Genomic DNA, 16,942 nt, shown 5'->3' on the forward strand with positions numbered 1-16,942 from the left:
TGGGCTGTACCCCTGGTTTGCGTCGCCGGCCATCGGTTCGACCGGAGTATTACACTCCCGGCGCGAGCCCCAAATCCTGCAGCGCAGCGCGCGCGGCGTTATAGCCCGGCGCGCCGGACACACAGCCGCCCGGGTGGGCACCGGAGCCGCACAGGTAGAGGCCATCGAACCCGGTACGTGGACCATCGCAACCGTATCCCGGACGGCCGCTCCACAGATGAGGCGGCAGCAGGTCACCGTGGAATATGTGCCCGCCGCCCAGTCCGAACTGCTGTTCCAGCCGCCACGGCGTCAGCACCTGGCGATGGAGGATGCTTCCCGGCACATTCGGTGCATACCGGCCAACGATCTCAATCACCCGGTCCGTAAAGGCATCGGGATCCGGATCCGGCTCGCTCGCCGGCTTCGAATACGGGTAGTACTGCACGAACAGCGAGAGGATGTGGCGGCCGGCCGGGGCCAGTGAAGGATCGACGGAGGTCTGGATATACATCTCAATCATGGGAGTGTGCGATGGACGGCCGGCCGCGGCGTCGGCCCATGCAGCCTCCAGCGCATCCATCCCTTCGCATAGATGGACCGTGCCGACGTGCTCCGGTCCCGCCGTGTCCCCGTGGCCCGCGTCACCCAGGCAGGTGAAGCGCGGCAGCTCGGAGACGGCCAGATTGATCTTCGCGGAGGCGCCGGTCTGCCTGCCGTATGCCTCAATGGCGTATGTCTCACGGGTACGGCCTGTGTCAAACCGCGGGGAAACGAGATTGACAAACGTATTGAATGGGTCCACGCCCGACAGCACAGTCTCGCCGGTAAATGCGCGCCCATCGGCAAGGCGCACCGCCCAGCCGCTTTTGCCGGTGGCGACCGGCTTCGGCTCACACCGGGCCACATCGCAGCCGGTCAGGATTTCGGCGCCGGCCTCGTGCGCCCGCTGAGCCAACAGACGTGTGATCGTCCCCATGCCACCGCGCACATAGGCCCACTCTCCCCGTGAGCCGGCGGCCATCCCGAGATAGTGGTGCAGCAGCACGTATGCGGTTCCGGAAGTAGATGGGCCGCCATCCGTGCCAATCAGGCCGTCGGTCGCCAGCACGGCTTTCAGACGGTCGCTCTCAAACCGCCCATCCATCAGATCGCGCACGCTGCCTTCCACAAACTCGGCGTACAGCTCGCCACAGCCTGCTGCCTCAAACGCGCGCAACATGCCAGCCGGCGTCGGTGGCGCGCTCAATGAAGTGGCGTCAACCACCGCCGCCGCGCGCTGCACATCCCGCTCGAACTGGAAGTAAGCCTCGCAGTCGGCCGGCGTGGAGGCGCAGAACCGTTTCAGTTCGGCTCTCATCCGGTTTTCATCGGGGTAGACGGTGAGGTGACTGCCGTCCAGGAAGGGAGCGAAACCGGCCGGATCCCGGCGCACCAGTCCCAGTCCGGCCTCCTCCAGGGCGAGGTCTCGCACGATCTCCGGGCGCAGCAGGCTCACCAGGTATGCCGCCGTGGAGACCTTGTAACCTGGCCACGGCTCTTCCGTAACGCAGGCGCCGCCCACGATATCCCTCCGCTCCAGCACCAGTACGCGCAGTCCGGCACGGGCGAGATACGCCGCCGCTACGAGGCCGTTGTGGCCCGCTCCGATGATGATCGAGTCCCACACGCTTGGGCCAGACATCTGATCTGTACACCTCCTGCGAGCGCTGGTTTTTGCCCCGACGGTACCGAACGCCATAGGAGCCTGAGCTGCGCGGCGCTTTCCGGACGACCGGAAACGACTGTGGCAGTCACGCAGCATTCGTCGCTGCACGTGGAGGGCGTTTCCCGGCGCCCAGATCCGAATTGGCGCGCTCGGTGGAACGGCTCGCGCTACGTTCGCTCCGGCTCGGCCGCGCGCTCGGCGGAGGCCTCCAGCAGCAGTTCGGCAATGTCCGCCACTCTGGGCGCTTTGTCACCCCCGACCGCAGCCACGCTGTCGCCGACCATCACCCTGCAAAAGGGGCATGCCACGGCTACCGTGGCCGCGCCGGTTGCTGTCAGTTCTACGGCTCGCACCATGCCCGGCCGCTCGCTGGGCGCGTCTTCCATCCACATCCGGCCTCCACCGGCGCCGCAGCAGAACGTCTTGCTGCCGTGGCGCGGCGGCTCGTGGAGTTCGGTTCCCGCCTGCCGCAGCAGCGCCCTAGGCGCCTCCGTTTCGCGGTTCACGCGGCCCAGAAAGCATGGATCGTGGTAGGTTACCGAACCACCATTTGACGCCCAGGTCTTCAGCCGTCCGTCGGCTACCAACTGCTGTAGAAACTGTGTGTGATGCATCACCCGATACGTACCACCGAACTGAGGATACTCGTTTTTGATGGTGTGGAAGCAGTGCGGACACTGCGTCACGATGATCTTCGCCTTGATCGCCTCCAGCGTGGAGACATTCGCCTCGGCCAGCTGCTGAAACAGGAACTCATCGCCGGTTCGCCGCGCCGGGTCGCCCGTGCACCGCTCGCGCGCCCCGAGCACCGTAAACTTCACGCCGGCACGGTTCAGCAGTTGCGCAATGGCCCGCGTTGTTGCCTGCGCCTTCGGCTCAAAAGCGCCGGCGCAGCCCACCCAGAGCAGGACCTCGCGGCCGTCCTCCTCAGCCGCCGGCGCCACGTCGAGATCTTTTGCCCAATCCAGCCTCTGAGCTGCCGGCAGCCCCCACGGATTCTCGCGGCTGGTTAGCTGGCGCAGCATCACGGCTGCCGGACCCTTCAGCCGCCCCTCTGCCACACGGTACCGCCGAATGCCATCGATGATATCCACATGCCGGATCAGCGCGGGGCATTCGCGGACGCAGGCATGGCAGTTGGTGCACGCCCAGAGCGCTTCGTCGGTGATGACATCGGTCGAGGGCCCGGCGTCGCCACTGGCTGGCGGCATTCCGGATTGACTTAACGCCCGTAAGTCGAGCACGATCTGCTTCGGGTTGAGCGATTTACCAGCGGCATTCGCCGGGCAGGCGTCGGTACACCGGCCGCACTCCATGCAGGCGTCCAAGCTGAGCAGCTGCCACTGATCGAGATCGGACAGTGCGCCAAGGCCGATGCGGCCGCTGGCTTCGACATCTGCCATCGATTCCGGCCTCAATGCGCCCATTGACCGCTCCGGCTGCAGCAGAATCGATGCCGGTATCGTGAACAGATGGAGCCAGCGGCCCCAGGGAAGCAGTGCGATCAGCGTGAGAACCAGCGGAATGTGTACCCACCAGATCGCCGTGTAACCGGCCGGTCCGATCCCATGGCACAGCAAGGCAAAGAGGCGTCCGATCGGCGACCAGGCCTCCCATATCTGTCGACGAGGATCCGCAGCGATGCCCGCTCCTTCCAGAAGCCATCCGGTTACGGCAACCAGGCAGATAAGGCCGAGGAGTGCGTTGTCGCTAGCGGTATGCCCCAGCGCTTTCGGCCTTGCGAACAGCCTTCGGCCCAGCGCCATGAGAGCGCCAAGAAACAGCCCGAGGCCGGCAAGATCGAGGACGGCTTTGCATCCGAGATAGAACCAGCCTCGGTAGAGCCAGTGAGGACCGAAAATGAGCGCCCCGTAGTGCTCCACGGCAACAATGCAGGTACCCGTGAACAACAGGCAGAAGCCCGCAAAGAGAAGCACGTGCATCCTGCCGGCATAGGTGCGCCGCCGTACGCGCCGCTGCGCCACCACCTGCGCAAACAGTTCGCGCAGCCGGATGCTGGTCACGCGCGGGCGATCCATCGGTCTGCCGGCCCGCCAGCACGCCAGCCGGCGCACCACGCCCCACACGCAGATGGCCGTGGAGATTGCCGCCAGCAGATAGAAGAGAATCTGCTGGCCAACACCAATGTGGAAGAAAATGGTGCGGGTAGCCTGGGAAGCTGATGGTGACATCAGGGTTGCGCGCCGGCGCTAAAGCCTGGCGGTGAGCTCCGGTACCGCCTGAAACAGGTCCATCACCAGGCCGTAGTCGGCCGCCTGAAAAATCGGCGCGTCCGGGTCGGTGTTTATGGCGACGATAACGCGAGATTCCTTCATGCCGGCAAGGTGCTGAACGCTGCCGGAGATCCCAGCTGCGATGTAGAGTTCCGGGGCAACCACCTTGCCCGTTTGCCCCACCTGGTAATCGTTTGGCGCTATGCCGCTATCGACGGCGGCGCGGGTTGCACCCAGCGCGCCACCCAACCGGTCGGCCAGCGCGCCGAGCACCCGCTCAAAGGTCTCGGCATCCTTCAACGGCCGGCCACCGGAGACCACAACGCGGGCGGTGGTCAGCTCCGGCCGCTTCAGCTCGGGAGCATCCAGGCCTACCCAGCGCGTACCGGATGGCAGCGCAGAGGGGTCGATCGGCACGCTCTCCACCGGCGATACCGAGTCGCTGCGCTCCGGCGCACCGTACGCCGTGGACCGTACGCTGAAGACGCAATCCGGCTCCAGAAGCTCCACGGTTGCAAGCACGCTACCGGCGTACATCGGCCGCTGAGCCCGAAGCGTGCCGCCGGCCGCCTCCACAGCAATCACGTCGGAGAGCATCGGCAGGTCACAGAGGCCCGCGATCCGTGCGAGAACGTCTCTACCGGAGGTGCTCGACGCCGCGGCAATGCTGCAATTGCCGGCTCGGCGCCAATGCGTCCGCACCACCTCGCCAAGGCGATCCGCTACAGGCTGTGCCAGGGCCGCGTCGGCTGCCACAGCCACGGTGCGAGCGCCAAATTCCTGCCAATTCTCCGCCGCCGCGACTACGGCGGCGCCTCCGCATATCAGCAGGTCGAACGTGCCGGAGCTCGCGCGCGCCCACTGCTGGGCGAACGCGACCGCGGCGCCGGTGTTAGGCGCCACGCTGCGCCCATCGGTTTCGGCTAGCACAAGCAGGTGCGGCATCGTTTTCGCTTTCTACCTGGAGGCGGCTATATCACGCGCGCCTCGTCGCGCAGCGCGGCAACCAGTTCGTCCACACCGGCAACCTTACGCCCGGCTTTGCGAGCCGGCGGCGGCGCCTGCTTGACAATCCTGAAACCGGCCGGCGATGAGGCCTCCGACGGATCGGCATCCAGCGTCTGCAGTGGCCGGCTTCGCGCCTTCACAATCGCGGGCAGCGCCACGTATCGCGGCTCGTTCAATCGCAAGTCGGTTGTGATAACCGCCGGCAGCTTCACCTCCAGCGTCTCGCGTCCTTCATCGACCTCGCGGACCACCACGGCGTAGGCGCCGTCGCTCGATATCGTGATTGCCGATGCGCAGGTTGCTTGCGGCAGGCCAAGCAGCGCGGCCACGCGCTGGCCCACCTGGTTCGCATCGTCATCAATAGCCTGCTTGCCCGCAAGGATGAGGTCCGGCGCTTCCTGGCGACAGATTTCCGCAAGACGCCGGCTGACGCTGCGCGAGTCATCCGGCCCTTGCCATGTCGCGAGAATCGCTCTATCTGCGCCCATCGCCAGCGCAGCGCGGAGCTGGTCTGCCCACTCAGCCGAGCCCAACGCGACCGCAACGATCTCACAATCGAGGCCCGACTCACGCAGCCGAACCGCCTCCTCCAGGGCGATTTCGTCGAAGGGATTTATCACCCACCTGATCTCCGATTCATCAATGATACCGGCGTCGGTCAGGCGGATTCTTCCGTAGGGATCCGGTACGCGCTTTACCAGAACAAGAATCTTCATCGGAAACTCCAAAATACTCAATGGGTGCAAAGGCAACCGCCGGCCGCAGGCGGCGCCACCATCGAGAATACCCGGCGGCGGGTACCTTTCCTATCGCCGCGCCTGCCGAGGACGCGCTACTCGGGTCCCGTCGACGCCTGCAGCAGCGAACCCTGGTCGTCCGTGAGCCGATCCGATGCCCGGAGCAGCATTCCCGACCCGGCGATATCGGCCGGACGCAGGAGCATGCCGGGCGCGGTCTGGCGCTCCATTCTCGCTCCAATCGTCTCAATAGTCTCATAGCATTGCCGCAGCAGTTCCGGCGAGTTTACGACATCCTTATGGCGCACATAGACTCTCAATGCATCCAGGGCGGAAGAATCGCCGACGGCCTGGATCGCCCTCAACAGCGCAGTGCGCTCCGCTCCCTGCGTGTAGTACAGCACCTTGCACATCATGCCCACTTCACTGCCCGTGAGGCGGCCATAGTACTCATCACCCAGCAGTGGCACAACGCGGGCGAGGCCCGGAATGGCGGCGCCACGATAGCTTCTTATTGCGGCCATGGCGGCAAGCTGGGGCGCTGTCGCCGGCAGTCGCAGATGCGACAGAGCGGTAATCTGGTTCCGTGTCCTGATCCGCAGCCTGAAGTCAACCGTGTGCGAGATGCCGTACCAGAGCGGCCATAGCGGGTAGATGAGCGGTACCAGGACTGCGGCAGCGAGGAAATCAAACAGCCACACGGTCAGCGTCAGCCCAAGCCATACGAGCCATGGCGGCCACGCGCTCAAGGATTTCGGCACGGCTCCAAACATGTGAACCAGGGTAACGACATTGCGGTCGCCAACGAGCACACCCGGCGCCAACAGGGTTTTTGTCGTCAACTGAACAACGATTGCCACCAACGCCGCGAAGTTGGTCGCCCGTGACCACGCCCGGCCAACGGTCCGCGGGACCACCCAGCGGCGCTGCTTTTTGATCGAACCAGATAGCTGCTGGCCGAGCTCTGCGGCGTCGGCGGCATCGATAGTGCCGGTGGCACAGATCCATACGGCTGTCTTCTGCTGCCAGCGATTGGCGCACTTGCTGAGGAGCGTCCGGCCAACCGTGACCGTCTCCCCGGGCGCGAGCTGCCTTCCCGTCACTACCGCTTCGGCGATGCGCCTCAGCCGGCTGCGTCTGCGCAGCCATCTCACAAACCTGGGTAACTCAATCGGCACCGGCTCCGAGCCGTGCCTTGCCACAGGCAACGGAGGCGGCGCTTGCGTCTGAATGGTTGGGGGCGGGTCGACGCGGAGCTTGCGAAGACGCATGTTCATCGGCTTACCTTCGCGTCGATGCCAGGCTCAACTCTCGCCGCTCCCAACACGCGCGCCAGCGTCTCTCTATCCGGCGCCGCACTGTCGGACGACCGCAGCAAACTCTGCTGCTGCGCTCCCTCCAGCAGGCGCACTTCGATCGCAGCCGCGGCAGCCTTCAACTGCGTCAGCACGGCCGGGTCCAGACAGGCGCGCGCCGAATCGGCAAGCTGGCGCAGCACCATAAGCGCATCGGCGCTGCCGACTTCGGCGAGCGCATTGAGCAGCATGGCGGCAAGCTCGGGGTCAGCCCGGCGAACAGCTCGGGCCATCGCCTCCTGCTCCTGCCATGCATAGCAACCAACTTCCGCGGCTCCAATGAGCGGCAGCGTCCGGCGAAGCGCCTCGCCAGCCGAATCGCGTAGACCCACCACGCGAAACGCCCTGGCAAGGGCGCCGGCGCTCCGCGGGTCGTGCAGCACACCGAGAGCCTGCACGAGGCTTCGGGCACGAACACGCCGGCGGCCATCCAGGCGATATGATGCCCAGAGCGCCGCCGGCCAGATCGGAAAGGCCACGAGCAGCACACCGCCGGAGATGCCGGGAATCTCCCACAGAGTCCGGCGGAGCTGCGCCGATGTGAAGCTGCCGGAGTGGCCAGTTGCGATCAAACTCCCTACCAGTACACAAGCAAGCACAGCGAGACCGAATCGCGCAAAGGCGCGCAACGCTGCGCGCGAATGCGGTGCGGTCAACTCTATCGACAGAGCGCGAATCAGGCGCACTCGCACCGCATCACGCGCCTCGACATCCAGGTCCGCGTCACGCAGCCACAGCACGGCGCGACGCCGCACGCGATTGCTGCTGAATCCCCGCAAGAGCGGCTGCAGCGCAGAGTTGCAATCCACGTTCACGTCGCCGTATTGCCTCTCGACGCGCAATCTCGCCGGGACGTGGCGCGAACTGCCTGAGATTCAGTGTGCATATTGCCGTGATGCAGCATCATTTGTAAGCCGTTCGTCTGATCAGCGGGACGAACGGGGCCGGCAGCCGGTTTCGCAGAGCGGTGGCTTGCGCGCCGTTCGAGGCAATTCAGTTTGATCGAAATGCCGCTCACGTGCCGTTCTCCGATGGACGCAGCATCTGCTCCGCGACGGCAGAAGTATCCTCCAATGCGGCGCGCAGAAGCGATTCGGCTGGCGGGCCCGGTGTAGCGGCACGCAGCAGCGTGCGTCTGGCTTCCAACGGCGCCGCGCGGCGTTCGATCTCCTGAATGGCTCTGCGGCAAACGCGGGTGATGTCATCACGCACTGGAGTGCCATCCGGCCAACGTGAACTGAGTTTGCGCAAGGTGGGCACTACCTGGCTGCTACCAACCCGGCCCACTGCCTGCACCAGTTCGGCAGCATATCGGCGAGGCAAGATGTGCACCACGCGAAGCAGCGCGAAAAGGTCCTCGGCGGTCACCGATGTGGCGACATCCTCGGTCAACAGAGCCAAAGATGCAGCGACGCCGCCTACGGCTACGGGGCGCAGCATCGCTGACGGAATCAGCCGGGCGCATACGCAGCTGGCTGCGGGCGCGCCAAGGTTCGTCAGAGCCCTCACGCGGTACCCAACCCTCCGCCTCCGGGGCGCGTCCATCCTGGCCGAAATTCCCAGGAACAGCGGCCACAACGGAAAAGCCACTATGGTAGTCGCGAGGGCAACAACCGCAGCAACCCCAAGTATGCGAAGTACTGCCAAAAGGATGCCATCATTGAGGCTGACAGGCCCGGCGACAAGTTGCCAGCTCGCGACTACAGGGAAGGCGACGGCCAACGTTCGAACCCAGGCCCGCACGCCGGCGCGGACGCGCCACTCAACCATCTCCGCCTTGAGCGAACTGGAGATCGCGGATGCCAGTCGCTCCCGCTCGGACGGCGCGGTATCCAACATGCGACACAGCAGCGCCGCAGCCTCCACATCGGCGCCGCGCCGCGCGTTCACCAGCGCACGGATGAGCGGAGAGATGTCCGGTAGCCGGCACACCCCGTTTTCAGCGGCGTCGACTGCCAGTGGGCGCAGCGACCTCCGATCGCCAATACGGGGGACCAAAGCGGCGAGACGCGCACACGCCCCGGCAGCGGTTTCGCCTTGAGTGAACTCTGCAGCCGCGATCGCCGCGGCGCCAAAGTCGCGCTGCTGGGCCCTTTCACCCGCCATCTTGAAGCTGAACATGCGCTTGACCGAAACGGTTGGTACCCAATTCGAGCGCTGCACCGACTGCGTCTTGCCGGCGTTACGCAGCGTAGCTGCCAAACCACAGCCACTGTATCGATTATACTGCGCCGGCGGCCTGGGGCAGCGATTCACAAGGGCTGGCATCCGCACACGAGCGCCGCCAGCCGGCGCCTGCCTGCGCCGTGCGGTACACTCTCACGGCCTCACCCCACGCGATCCATTATCAGCGTCCGCACCAAGCAGCATGGCTAACGTAACCGACAGTACGCAACCATCCTCCGTCGTCGCTTTGCGACAGGAGCTCCGGTGCCTACTCGGAGATCGGGCGGTGCTCATCGACGAGGCATCGATGCGCGCGTACGATTGTGATGCGTACGGGCCGGAAAAGATGTCTCCCGACGCCGTGGCGCTCCCTCACAGTACCGACCAGGTAGCCGCCATTGTCCGCCTCTGCAACCAGTTCAACGTTCCATTTACACCGCGCGGCGCCGGTACGGGCCTCTCCGGCGGCGCCACCGCCATCGAGGGCGGCGTTGTGATTTCCACCGTCCGGCTGAACGCGATTCTTGAAGTCGATATCGAAAACCGCCGCCTGAGGGCACAAGCGGGCTGCGTCAACACCTGGCTCACAAAGGCGGTGAAGTCGCAAGGATTCCACTATGCGCCGGACCCATCCAGCCAGGGCGCCTGCACGGTAGGCGGAAATGTGGCCGAGAACTCCGGCGGCCCACATACCCTGAAATATGGTGTGACCACCAATCACGTCACCGGTGTGGTGATGGTGCTGCCCGATGGTGAGGTGGTTGAGTTGGGCGGCAAGGCGGAAGATTCGCCGGGCTTCGACCTGGTTGGCCTCGTTGTCGGAGCGGAGGGCACTACCGGCATCGTGACCGAGGTGACGGTGCGGCTCACACCCTTGCCGCAGGCGGTGCGTACGCTGCTTGCGATTTACGAGGACCCGGCCGGCGCGACGCAAACGGTCTCCGAACTCATCGCAGCGGGAGTTCTGCCTGCAGCTCTCGAGATGATTGATACCTTTATTATCCGGGCCTGCGAGGAGGCGTTCCACCTCGGGTTTCCTCTGGATGCTCAGGCTGTTCTGATCATCGAAGTAGACGGGTTGGAGGCGGGGCTGGATGCCGAAGCGGAGCGCGCGGCCGATGTCGCCCGCCGTAACGGCGCCCGCGAGGTTCGCCACGCGGCCTCGGAACTGGACCGTGCACGTCTGTGGAAGGCCAGGAAGCAGTCATTCGGCGCGCTGGGGCGCCTGGGCTTAAGTATGGTGACGCACGATGGTGTGATTCCACGTACACGCTTGCCGGAGGTGCTGCTGCAAGTGCGCGCCATCGCGGAACGCCACGGACTGCAGGTCGGAAACGTTTTCCACGCCGGCGACGGCAACCTGCATCCAAACCTGATGTATGACGAGCGGGACCCGGCGCAAGTGGCGGCCGTGGTGAAAGCCGGGCACGAAATCCTTCGCCTTTGTGTTGATGCGGGTGGCTCGCTCACAGGCGAGCACGGCATTGGCGTAGAGAAGATGGACGCGATGCCGTGGATGTTTACCGACGACGACCTGAGCCTGATGCACGCCATAAAGGCCGCGTTCGGCACCAGTGATTTGTGCAATCCCGGCAAGGTGCTGCCCGAAGCAAAGCGCTGCTGGGAGACGGCGCACGGACCCCGGCTGGTACGGGGCGCGGCGCGCGGCGCGGCCGTTTAGAGGGGCGCACCTGCGCTCACGCCCGGCTTTTAAGGTGCTGCCCGTTTGCTACCGCCGCTTTGAGCGGCACAACCCGCCCGCCTCACGACTTCTCCATGCTGCTGCGGCCGAAAACGGCAGCACGGGAGAAGGCGGCACAACCTATCCATCAGGCGATCGTATCCAGATACAACATGCTCTTGCGGTTCCATCATGACGAGATGTGGCAACTCCGTTCGCAGAGGTCGACACAAGCGCCCGGCCGAAATCGGGGCACCGCAGCAGCAACGAATCCTTTCTTGACTTCGTAAACACGCACAGTGGTAAGATAAGCCGCCCCGCCACGGATCAAGCTTGGGCGGGCGCAACATCCGTTCCGCCCATTGAGGTAAACCTGCAGCATGCCGAAATCGTTGATTATTGTGGAGTCGCCTGCCAAGACCCGAACGCTCCACAGCTTTCTGGGTGACAGTTATGAGATTATGGCGAGTAACGGCCACGTCCGCGACCTGCCGAAGCGCCGCCTGGGCGTCGACGTTGAGCACGACTTTGTACCGGCTTATGAGGCGATCCCAGACCGGCGTGATCTGCTCCAGCGGCTCGCGAGCGCCGCCCGCAGAGCAGCCAATGTCTACCTGGCGTCCGATCCGGATCGCGAGGGCGAGGCGATAGCGTGGCACCTGGCGGAGGCGCTCCATCTCACCGATGCCCGCCGTATCCAGTTCAACGAAATCACGCGAGCAGCCGTCCTGGGGGCGCTGGAGCATCCGCGTGACCTGGACCTGAAACGGGTGGACGCCCAACAGGCACGTCGCGTACTCGACCGGCTCATCGGTTACAAACTCTCGCCGATCCTCTCCAGCAAGATTCAGCGCGGCCTCTCTGCCGGCCGAGTACAGTCGGTGGCGGTACGCTTGATATGCGACCGCGAGCGTGAGATTCAGGCGTTCGAGCCACAAGAGTACTGGACGCTCACCGCCAATCTCACGCCTCAACCGCCGGTCGATCCGTTTCCGTTTCCGGCAAAGCTGCACAGCCGCGCCGGCGAGCGCGTCGAACCGAAAAGCCGGGGTGACATCGACGTAGTACTCGGCGCAATCGATGGAGCAGTGTGGCGCGTTGACGACGTGAAGGTGCGCGAGCAGAAGCGCAACGCGCCCGCGCCGTTTATCACCAGCACCTTACAGCAGGAGGCTGCGCGGAAGCTGGGATTCAGTAACAAGCGCACGATGGCGGTTGCGCAGAGCCTGTACGAAGGACTTGACCTGGGCGCGGACGGCCACGTTGGCTTGATTACCTACATGCGAACCGATTCGGTGCGCGTGGCCGCGGAGGCGCAGGCCGAGGCGCGTGCGTTCATCACCGAGCGCTACGGCGCCGTGTATGTGCCTGCCGCGGTTCGCCAGTACAAGAGCCGGGCTTCCGCTCAGGACGCGCACGAGGCTATCCGCCCAACCTCGGCATTCCGCACACCGGCGGATATGGACCGGCGGCTGGATAACGACCAGCAGCGGCTTTACCGGCTCATCTGGCTGCGGTTTGTAGCCAGCCAGATGAACCCTGCGCGCCTGGATGTTACGACGGCGGACGTGGCGGCGACCACCGCGGCGAGCGCTGGGCATCCGTACGTTTTTCGCGCTACCGGCTCGATCGTTCGATTCGATGGCTTTATGCGGGTCTACACGGAAGGACGAGATACGGATGAAGAGCGCGACGAAGACAAGGCCCCGCTGCCACCACTAACAGTCGGGCAGCTGCTGGACCTTTTGAGTCTGGAGCCGAAGCAGCACTTTACCGAGCCGCCGCCTCGCTACACGGAAGCTACTCTGGTTCGCGCGATGGAAGAGAAAGGCATCGGCCGGCCAAGCACGTACGCCGCCACCATTTCGATTATTCAGGATCGTGGGTACGCCGAGCTGCGTGAGAAGCGCTTCTACCCCACGGAGCTCGGAACCACCGTGATCGATCAGTTGGTCAAACACTTTCCTACGGTGGTAGACATCGGGTTTACAGCCGCGATGGAGACTCATCTCGATGAGGTTGAGGAAGGCACGGCCAACTGGGTCACGCTGGTACGTGATTTCTACCAGCCCTTCGCCGAAAGCATTGCCGAGGCGAAGATAAACATGGAAAACCAGAAACCGCCGCCCGTGGAGACCGATTATGTCTGTCCGGCTACGGGCGCGAAAATGCTCCTTCGCAAAGGGCGCTACGGCGCCTTTTTGGGGTGCAGCAACTACCCGAAGTGCCGCAAGCTGCTGCAGATAAATGAGGCCGGTGAGCCGCTGGACGGTCCTAACTTTGCGTGCGGCATGGAGAAGGATCAAAGCGCGCCGGCTCTGCCAGCGAATGCCACCGCGCATACGTGCCCCGACGGGCGTGGCGTAATGGTCGTGCGACAAAGCCGTTACGGGCCGTTCTTGGGGTGCAGCAACTACCCGAAGTGCCGCACCGCGCTCAAGATTCGCGAGGACCAGTCGCTGGAGCCGGACCAGGAGTTCAAGTGCAAATGGGGCCAGAAGGCTGCCAGGCGCACCTCGTCGCGCGCCGGCAAGCCTCCAGCACGTCCGCGGACCGGCGGCGCGTCCTAGGCGCCGCGGACCGGCGCGCCACACCCGATGCTGCAATCCGACGCGACGATCGTAACCTCCATAACGGCAGCCCCGCTCGAGACTCCGCTTCACCGGCCCTTTACGACGGCACGTGGATCGCGCAGCGCAGCTGCTGCGGTACGTGTGACGATAACGCTCCGTTGCGGCCAGACTGGTGTTGGAGAGAGCACGCCGGTTGAGTATGTGACCGGGGAAACGCCCGAGAGCGTGCTGCTGGCGGTGGAGACGTGCGCACCCGCGCTCATTGGCCTGGATATCCGCCGCTACAACCAGATGTTTCGCGCGATTGCCGCCGCTGCCCCGAACAGTCCATCCGCGCGATGCGGCATGGAGATGGCGGTTTTGGACGGCCTTTGCCTTGCGCGCGGTGAGCCGCTGCAAACCCTGCTTGGTGGCGCGCTGACAAGAGTGGAAACGGACGTGACCATCCCGATCTGCGGTGAGTCGCGAGAGCTTGCCGGCCACGCATCGGAGCTTGGTATGCGACGGTTAAAAGTGAAGCTGAGCGGCGACGCGGATGCCGATCTGCGACGGTTGGCGGAGATCCGCTCGGCCGCGCCGGATTGCCGCCTTCGTGTTGACGCCAACCAGGCATTCTCGGTCGATGGCGCTTTGGCGTTTGTCAACCGGTTGGCGGCGACCGGCATCAGCACGGAGTTCTTTGAGCAACCAACGCCAAAGGAGGACCTGGATGGACTGGCGCATGTGGCGGCTCACAGCCCGATACCCGTGTTCGCCGACGAATCGTGCCAAACACCGGAGCAGGCGCTCAGGATCGTCTCAACCACGGAAGTTGCCGGACTGAACCTGAAGGCTAACAAATGCGGTATCGACGGCCTGCTGCAGATAATCCCGATTGCCCGCGCTGCCGACCGCAAAATCATGATGGGCTGCATGCTGGAGACGCGCCGGTCCATTGCAGTGTCGCTGGCGATAGTACTCGGCACCGGCGCGTTTGATTATGTGGATCTCGACAGTCACATGCTCGTCAACGAGAATGGACCAAACCCCTGCTTCCGGCAAATCGGCGGCTGGCTGGAGTTCGCCGACGGCTGCGGCCCCGAGCTTTCGACAGCCGGTGGCAATGACGCACCGATGTAGCAATTGGTATCGTTTGGGAAATGTGCCATTGTTCCCGTTAAGGCGCCGTTGATTCGGCGGGAACAAGAGGCTTGATGCGGGCCGCCTCCAGGGATTTGCAGCCGCGTACAGTATAAGCCGCCGCCGGCGGCACGAGGCGGGTACCGGCCCTGCCAAGCTGCGGCACGCTGAACTAGACCAGCAGTTCCGGCGTCTGTGGTTGCCGTCAACCGGCATGCGGCAAAAACCAGGTTGGCTGAGCCTGATCGCCACATCCGGTCAATTGGCGCCTCAAGCGCGGTCCGCTGGGTCAGGGCATCGAGGCGGGCCCGTGAGGAGTATCGAAATCGCTACTCGCGGATAAATCCGTAGTATCGGCCCATCCAGTATGGAAGCAGCCACGCGGAACCGTCGTCCTCGGCGTTACCGTTCACACTGCCGCCATTCGGCTCATACGGGTTACCGTTCCACTGCATGATAACGCGCTCCGAATATGGCAGCACCCGCGTCGTCTCGACTTTGGTATCCGCATCGATGTTTACCGAGCGGAAGCCAACATCGGCTCGCTGCGTGTTGGTGCACTGCCAGTTCATCAACTCCCACGGCCAATCTTCCAGCGATTGAACCGCCTGCGGCACGTCGCAGGGCGCGCCGGTGACGCTGCCATAGACAAAATTGAAAAACGGGCTGCGCTCGGGTCTGGCAGATTTCCAGCTGCGGTTCAGCCCCAGAATCAGCTGCGTTCGAGTGGCGGGATCCGTCGTGGTGTGCGTTATGGCCCATCGTGACATGAATGCCATCTGGTCGTCGGAGTGATTCTCCATGTACCACGGGTCTGCGATCTTTTCGTACACCGAGTTGAGCAGATAGTGATGATGCTCAATCAGGTCCTTCAACGCGGCGGTATATTTCGGGTCGCCGGTGATATGGGCGGTCACGGTGAGGTAGGTTAGCGCCGAAAGCGAGTTCAGACCGCGCTCTTCCCACCACGTGGGGTTATCGTTGAGTTCCTGCGGGCCAAAGACGCCCCAGAGTGTGCGCCGTCCCGTAGGCCCAACCAGGTTGTAATTATGACTTAGCAGGTTATCCATGATCGCCCGGACGTGCGCGGCCAGTATCGGCTTCTCGGCAGCGTCCGCGACCAGGTCGTAGTAGACGGAGTAGGCGAAGAAGTGACCATCCAGTTCATCACTGGAGGTGTCTTGCTTGCACATCACGTTGGGATCGACGGGAGATTGGTACCAGATCTTATCGGTTTCACCGGGCAGGCGAACCGTCTCATTCGGATCGTAACCGTCAACGGTTTCGCCTTTGTGAAAAATGGCCCGCGCCGGAAAACCCGGTACGCCACTGTAATTCATGAGGTCCATCATCGCCCACATGCTCTTGTGCGCCAGTTCTCGCGCCTTCGGATCGTGCGTTGCCGCCCAGCGGAACGACTCAGCGCCCACATACACGGCCGTCCAGAGCCCGTCGTTGTCACTGGCTTCGTACGTCACGCCCTTTTCGGGGCGCCCGGGCACCTTCAGAATGCTCTCGGTTACAAACCCGTACCGGTTGTGCCGTTCGTCGGTTATCTTCTGATAGTGCTCGGCCTTTTGCGCAAGCGTCATCTCCCGGTCGTACAGGTGCGCTACGCCGTCGTTTGTGGCCACCCACGCGGAACCGTCGGGTGCAGCGGCGATAGCATTCACCCGGCTGTTCGGCAGCCACCGCGGCCCGTTGTAGTACATCCAGCGCCCGGCGCTGGTCATGCGACAGACGCCCTGGCTGGTGCCAACCCAAAGCTCCCCACGCGGACCAAACGCCATGCAGGTCACATCCTCAAATGGCAATCCCTCCTCGCGGTTTATGGGATTCCACCAGTTGGCGCCATCTGTGGCATAAATCCCAAGCTGCGTTCCGATCCAGACTGTGTTATTGGCGTCAACCGCTACGCAGGAGGGTATGGAATCCGGATTGATCGTCGCCTGCGCGGTCAGGTAGCTGGTTGGGAACTCAAACGGGCGCAACCGCCCAGCCATGGAGCGGTACAAACCTCTATCGGTGACCACCCATTCTGTTCCGTCCGCTGCTTTTGCAACCTGGATGGCGTGCACGCCCGTGGGCAGGCCGGGTGTCGACACGTCGATCGCTGCTGCTGCAACCGGCGGGCCGGACTTCCAGCGACCGTTGGTGAAGAGGGCGGAGCCGGCTGGGCCACTGACCTGTACGCCTGCGCCTTCAAGCCGAACTATGGTGAAGGCGCCGGCCGGCAGGCCGTCGGCGGCGGTATATCGAGCCGACATGCGCTGGGGAAACTGGTGGACTGTCAATCCAGGCAGCGGAAGTTTTGGTGTGAGTGGATTGGTTTGTGCCACCATGAGCGTAAGCGTACAGAGGGCGTTGAATGGTAGGGCCATA

The 16,942-nt window shown here is 64.0% G+C and carries 11 protein-coding genes; 3 read left to right on the top strand and 8 right to left on the bottom strand.

The features are described 5' to 3' along the window. Positions 1-49: 49 nt before the first annotated feature. The 7 genes from KGJ62_00240 to KGJ62_00270 all read right to left on the bottom strand — a co-directional run bounded on the left by KGJ62_00240 (position 50) and on the right by KGJ62_00270 (position 9,223). Positions 50-1,663: an NAD(P)/FAD-dependent oxidoreductase gene (locus KGJ62_00240; GenBank protein ID MDE2125003.1), complete on the bottom strand. Its 1,614-nt coding sequence runs from the start codon at positions 1,661-1,663 to the stop codon at positions 50-52. 191 nt (positions 1,664-1,854) lie between these two features. Next, positions 1,855-3,879, bottom strand: coding sequence for a 4Fe-4S dicluster domain-containing protein (locus tag KGJ62_00245; protein MDE2125004.1), 2,025 nt, complete (start codon positions 3,877-3,879; stop codon positions 1,855-1,857). Positions 3,880-3,897: 18 nt separating this feature from the next. Beyond that, positions 3,898-4,866, bottom strand: coding sequence for an FAD-binding protein (locus KGJ62_00250; GenBank protein MDE2125005.1), 969 nt, complete (start codon positions 4,864-4,866; stop codon positions 3,898-3,900). A 26-nt stretch (positions 4,867-4,892) separates the two neighbouring features. Next, on the bottom strand, positions 4,893-5,645 hold the full coding sequence (locus tag KGJ62_00255; protein MDE2125006.1) for an electron transfer flavoprotein subunit beta/FixA family protein: 753 nt from the start codon (positions 5,643-5,645) through the stop codon (positions 4,893-4,895). A 116-nt stretch (positions 5,646-5,761) separates the two neighbouring features. Further along, entirely contained in the window at positions 5,762-6,943 is a 1,182-nt protein-coding gene (locus tag KGJ62_00260; GenBank protein MDE2125007.1) for a hypothetical protein, read from the bottom strand. Further along, the gene (locus KGJ62_00265; protein ID MDE2125008.1) at positions 6,940-7,830 is read right to left on the bottom strand and encodes a hypothetical protein; all 891 of its coding nucleotides are present in this window, start codon (positions 7,828-7,830) and stop codon (positions 6,940-6,942) included. The genes KGJ62_00260 and KGJ62_00265 overlap by 4 nt, the downstream gene beginning before the upstream one ends. Positions 7,831-8,035: 205 nt before the next feature. Further along, on the bottom strand, positions 8,036-9,223 hold the full coding sequence (locus KGJ62_00270; protein MDE2125009.1) for a hypothetical protein: 1,188 nt from the start codon (positions 9,221-9,223) through the stop codon (positions 8,036-8,038). Positions 9,224-9,389: 166 nt separating this feature from the next. Between KGJ62_00270 and KGJ62_00275 the strand changes: the two genes are divergently transcribed. From KGJ62_00275 to KGJ62_00285, 3 genes are all read left to right on the top strand, one after another. Then, positions 9,390-10,868, top strand: a complete 1,479-nt coding sequence (locus tag KGJ62_00275; protein MDE2125010.1) for an FAD-binding protein — start codon at positions 9,390-9,392, stop codon at positions 10,866-10,868. Positions 10,869-11,248: 380 nt separating this feature from the next. Then, positions 11,249-13,438 (top strand): type I DNA topoisomerase, encoded by a 2,190-nt coding sequence (topA, locus tag KGJ62_00280; protein ID MDE2125011.1) that lies wholly within the window; start codon positions 11,249-11,251, stop codon positions 13,436-13,438. Positions 13,439-13,465: 27 nt separating this feature from the next. Further along, on the top strand, positions 13,466-14,560 hold the full coding sequence (locus KGJ62_00285; protein ID MDE2125012.1) for a dipeptide epimerase: 1,095 nt from the start codon (positions 13,466-13,468) through the stop codon (positions 14,558-14,560). Positions 14,561-14,889: 329 nt separating this feature from the next. Here the strand turns inward: KGJ62_00285 and KGJ62_00290 are convergent, their stop codons facing one another. Beyond that, a complete protein-coding gene (locus KGJ62_00290; protein MDE2125013.1) occupies positions 14,890-16,941 on the bottom strand; it encodes a hypothetical protein in 2,052 nt (683 codons plus the stop codon). Position 16,942: the final 1 nt, after the last annotated feature.

This window comes from Armatimonadota bacterium (assembly GCA_028871815.1).
Classification (GTDB): domain Bacteria; phylum Armatimonadota; class Chthonomonadetes; order Chthonomonadales; family Chthonomonadaceae; genus REEB205.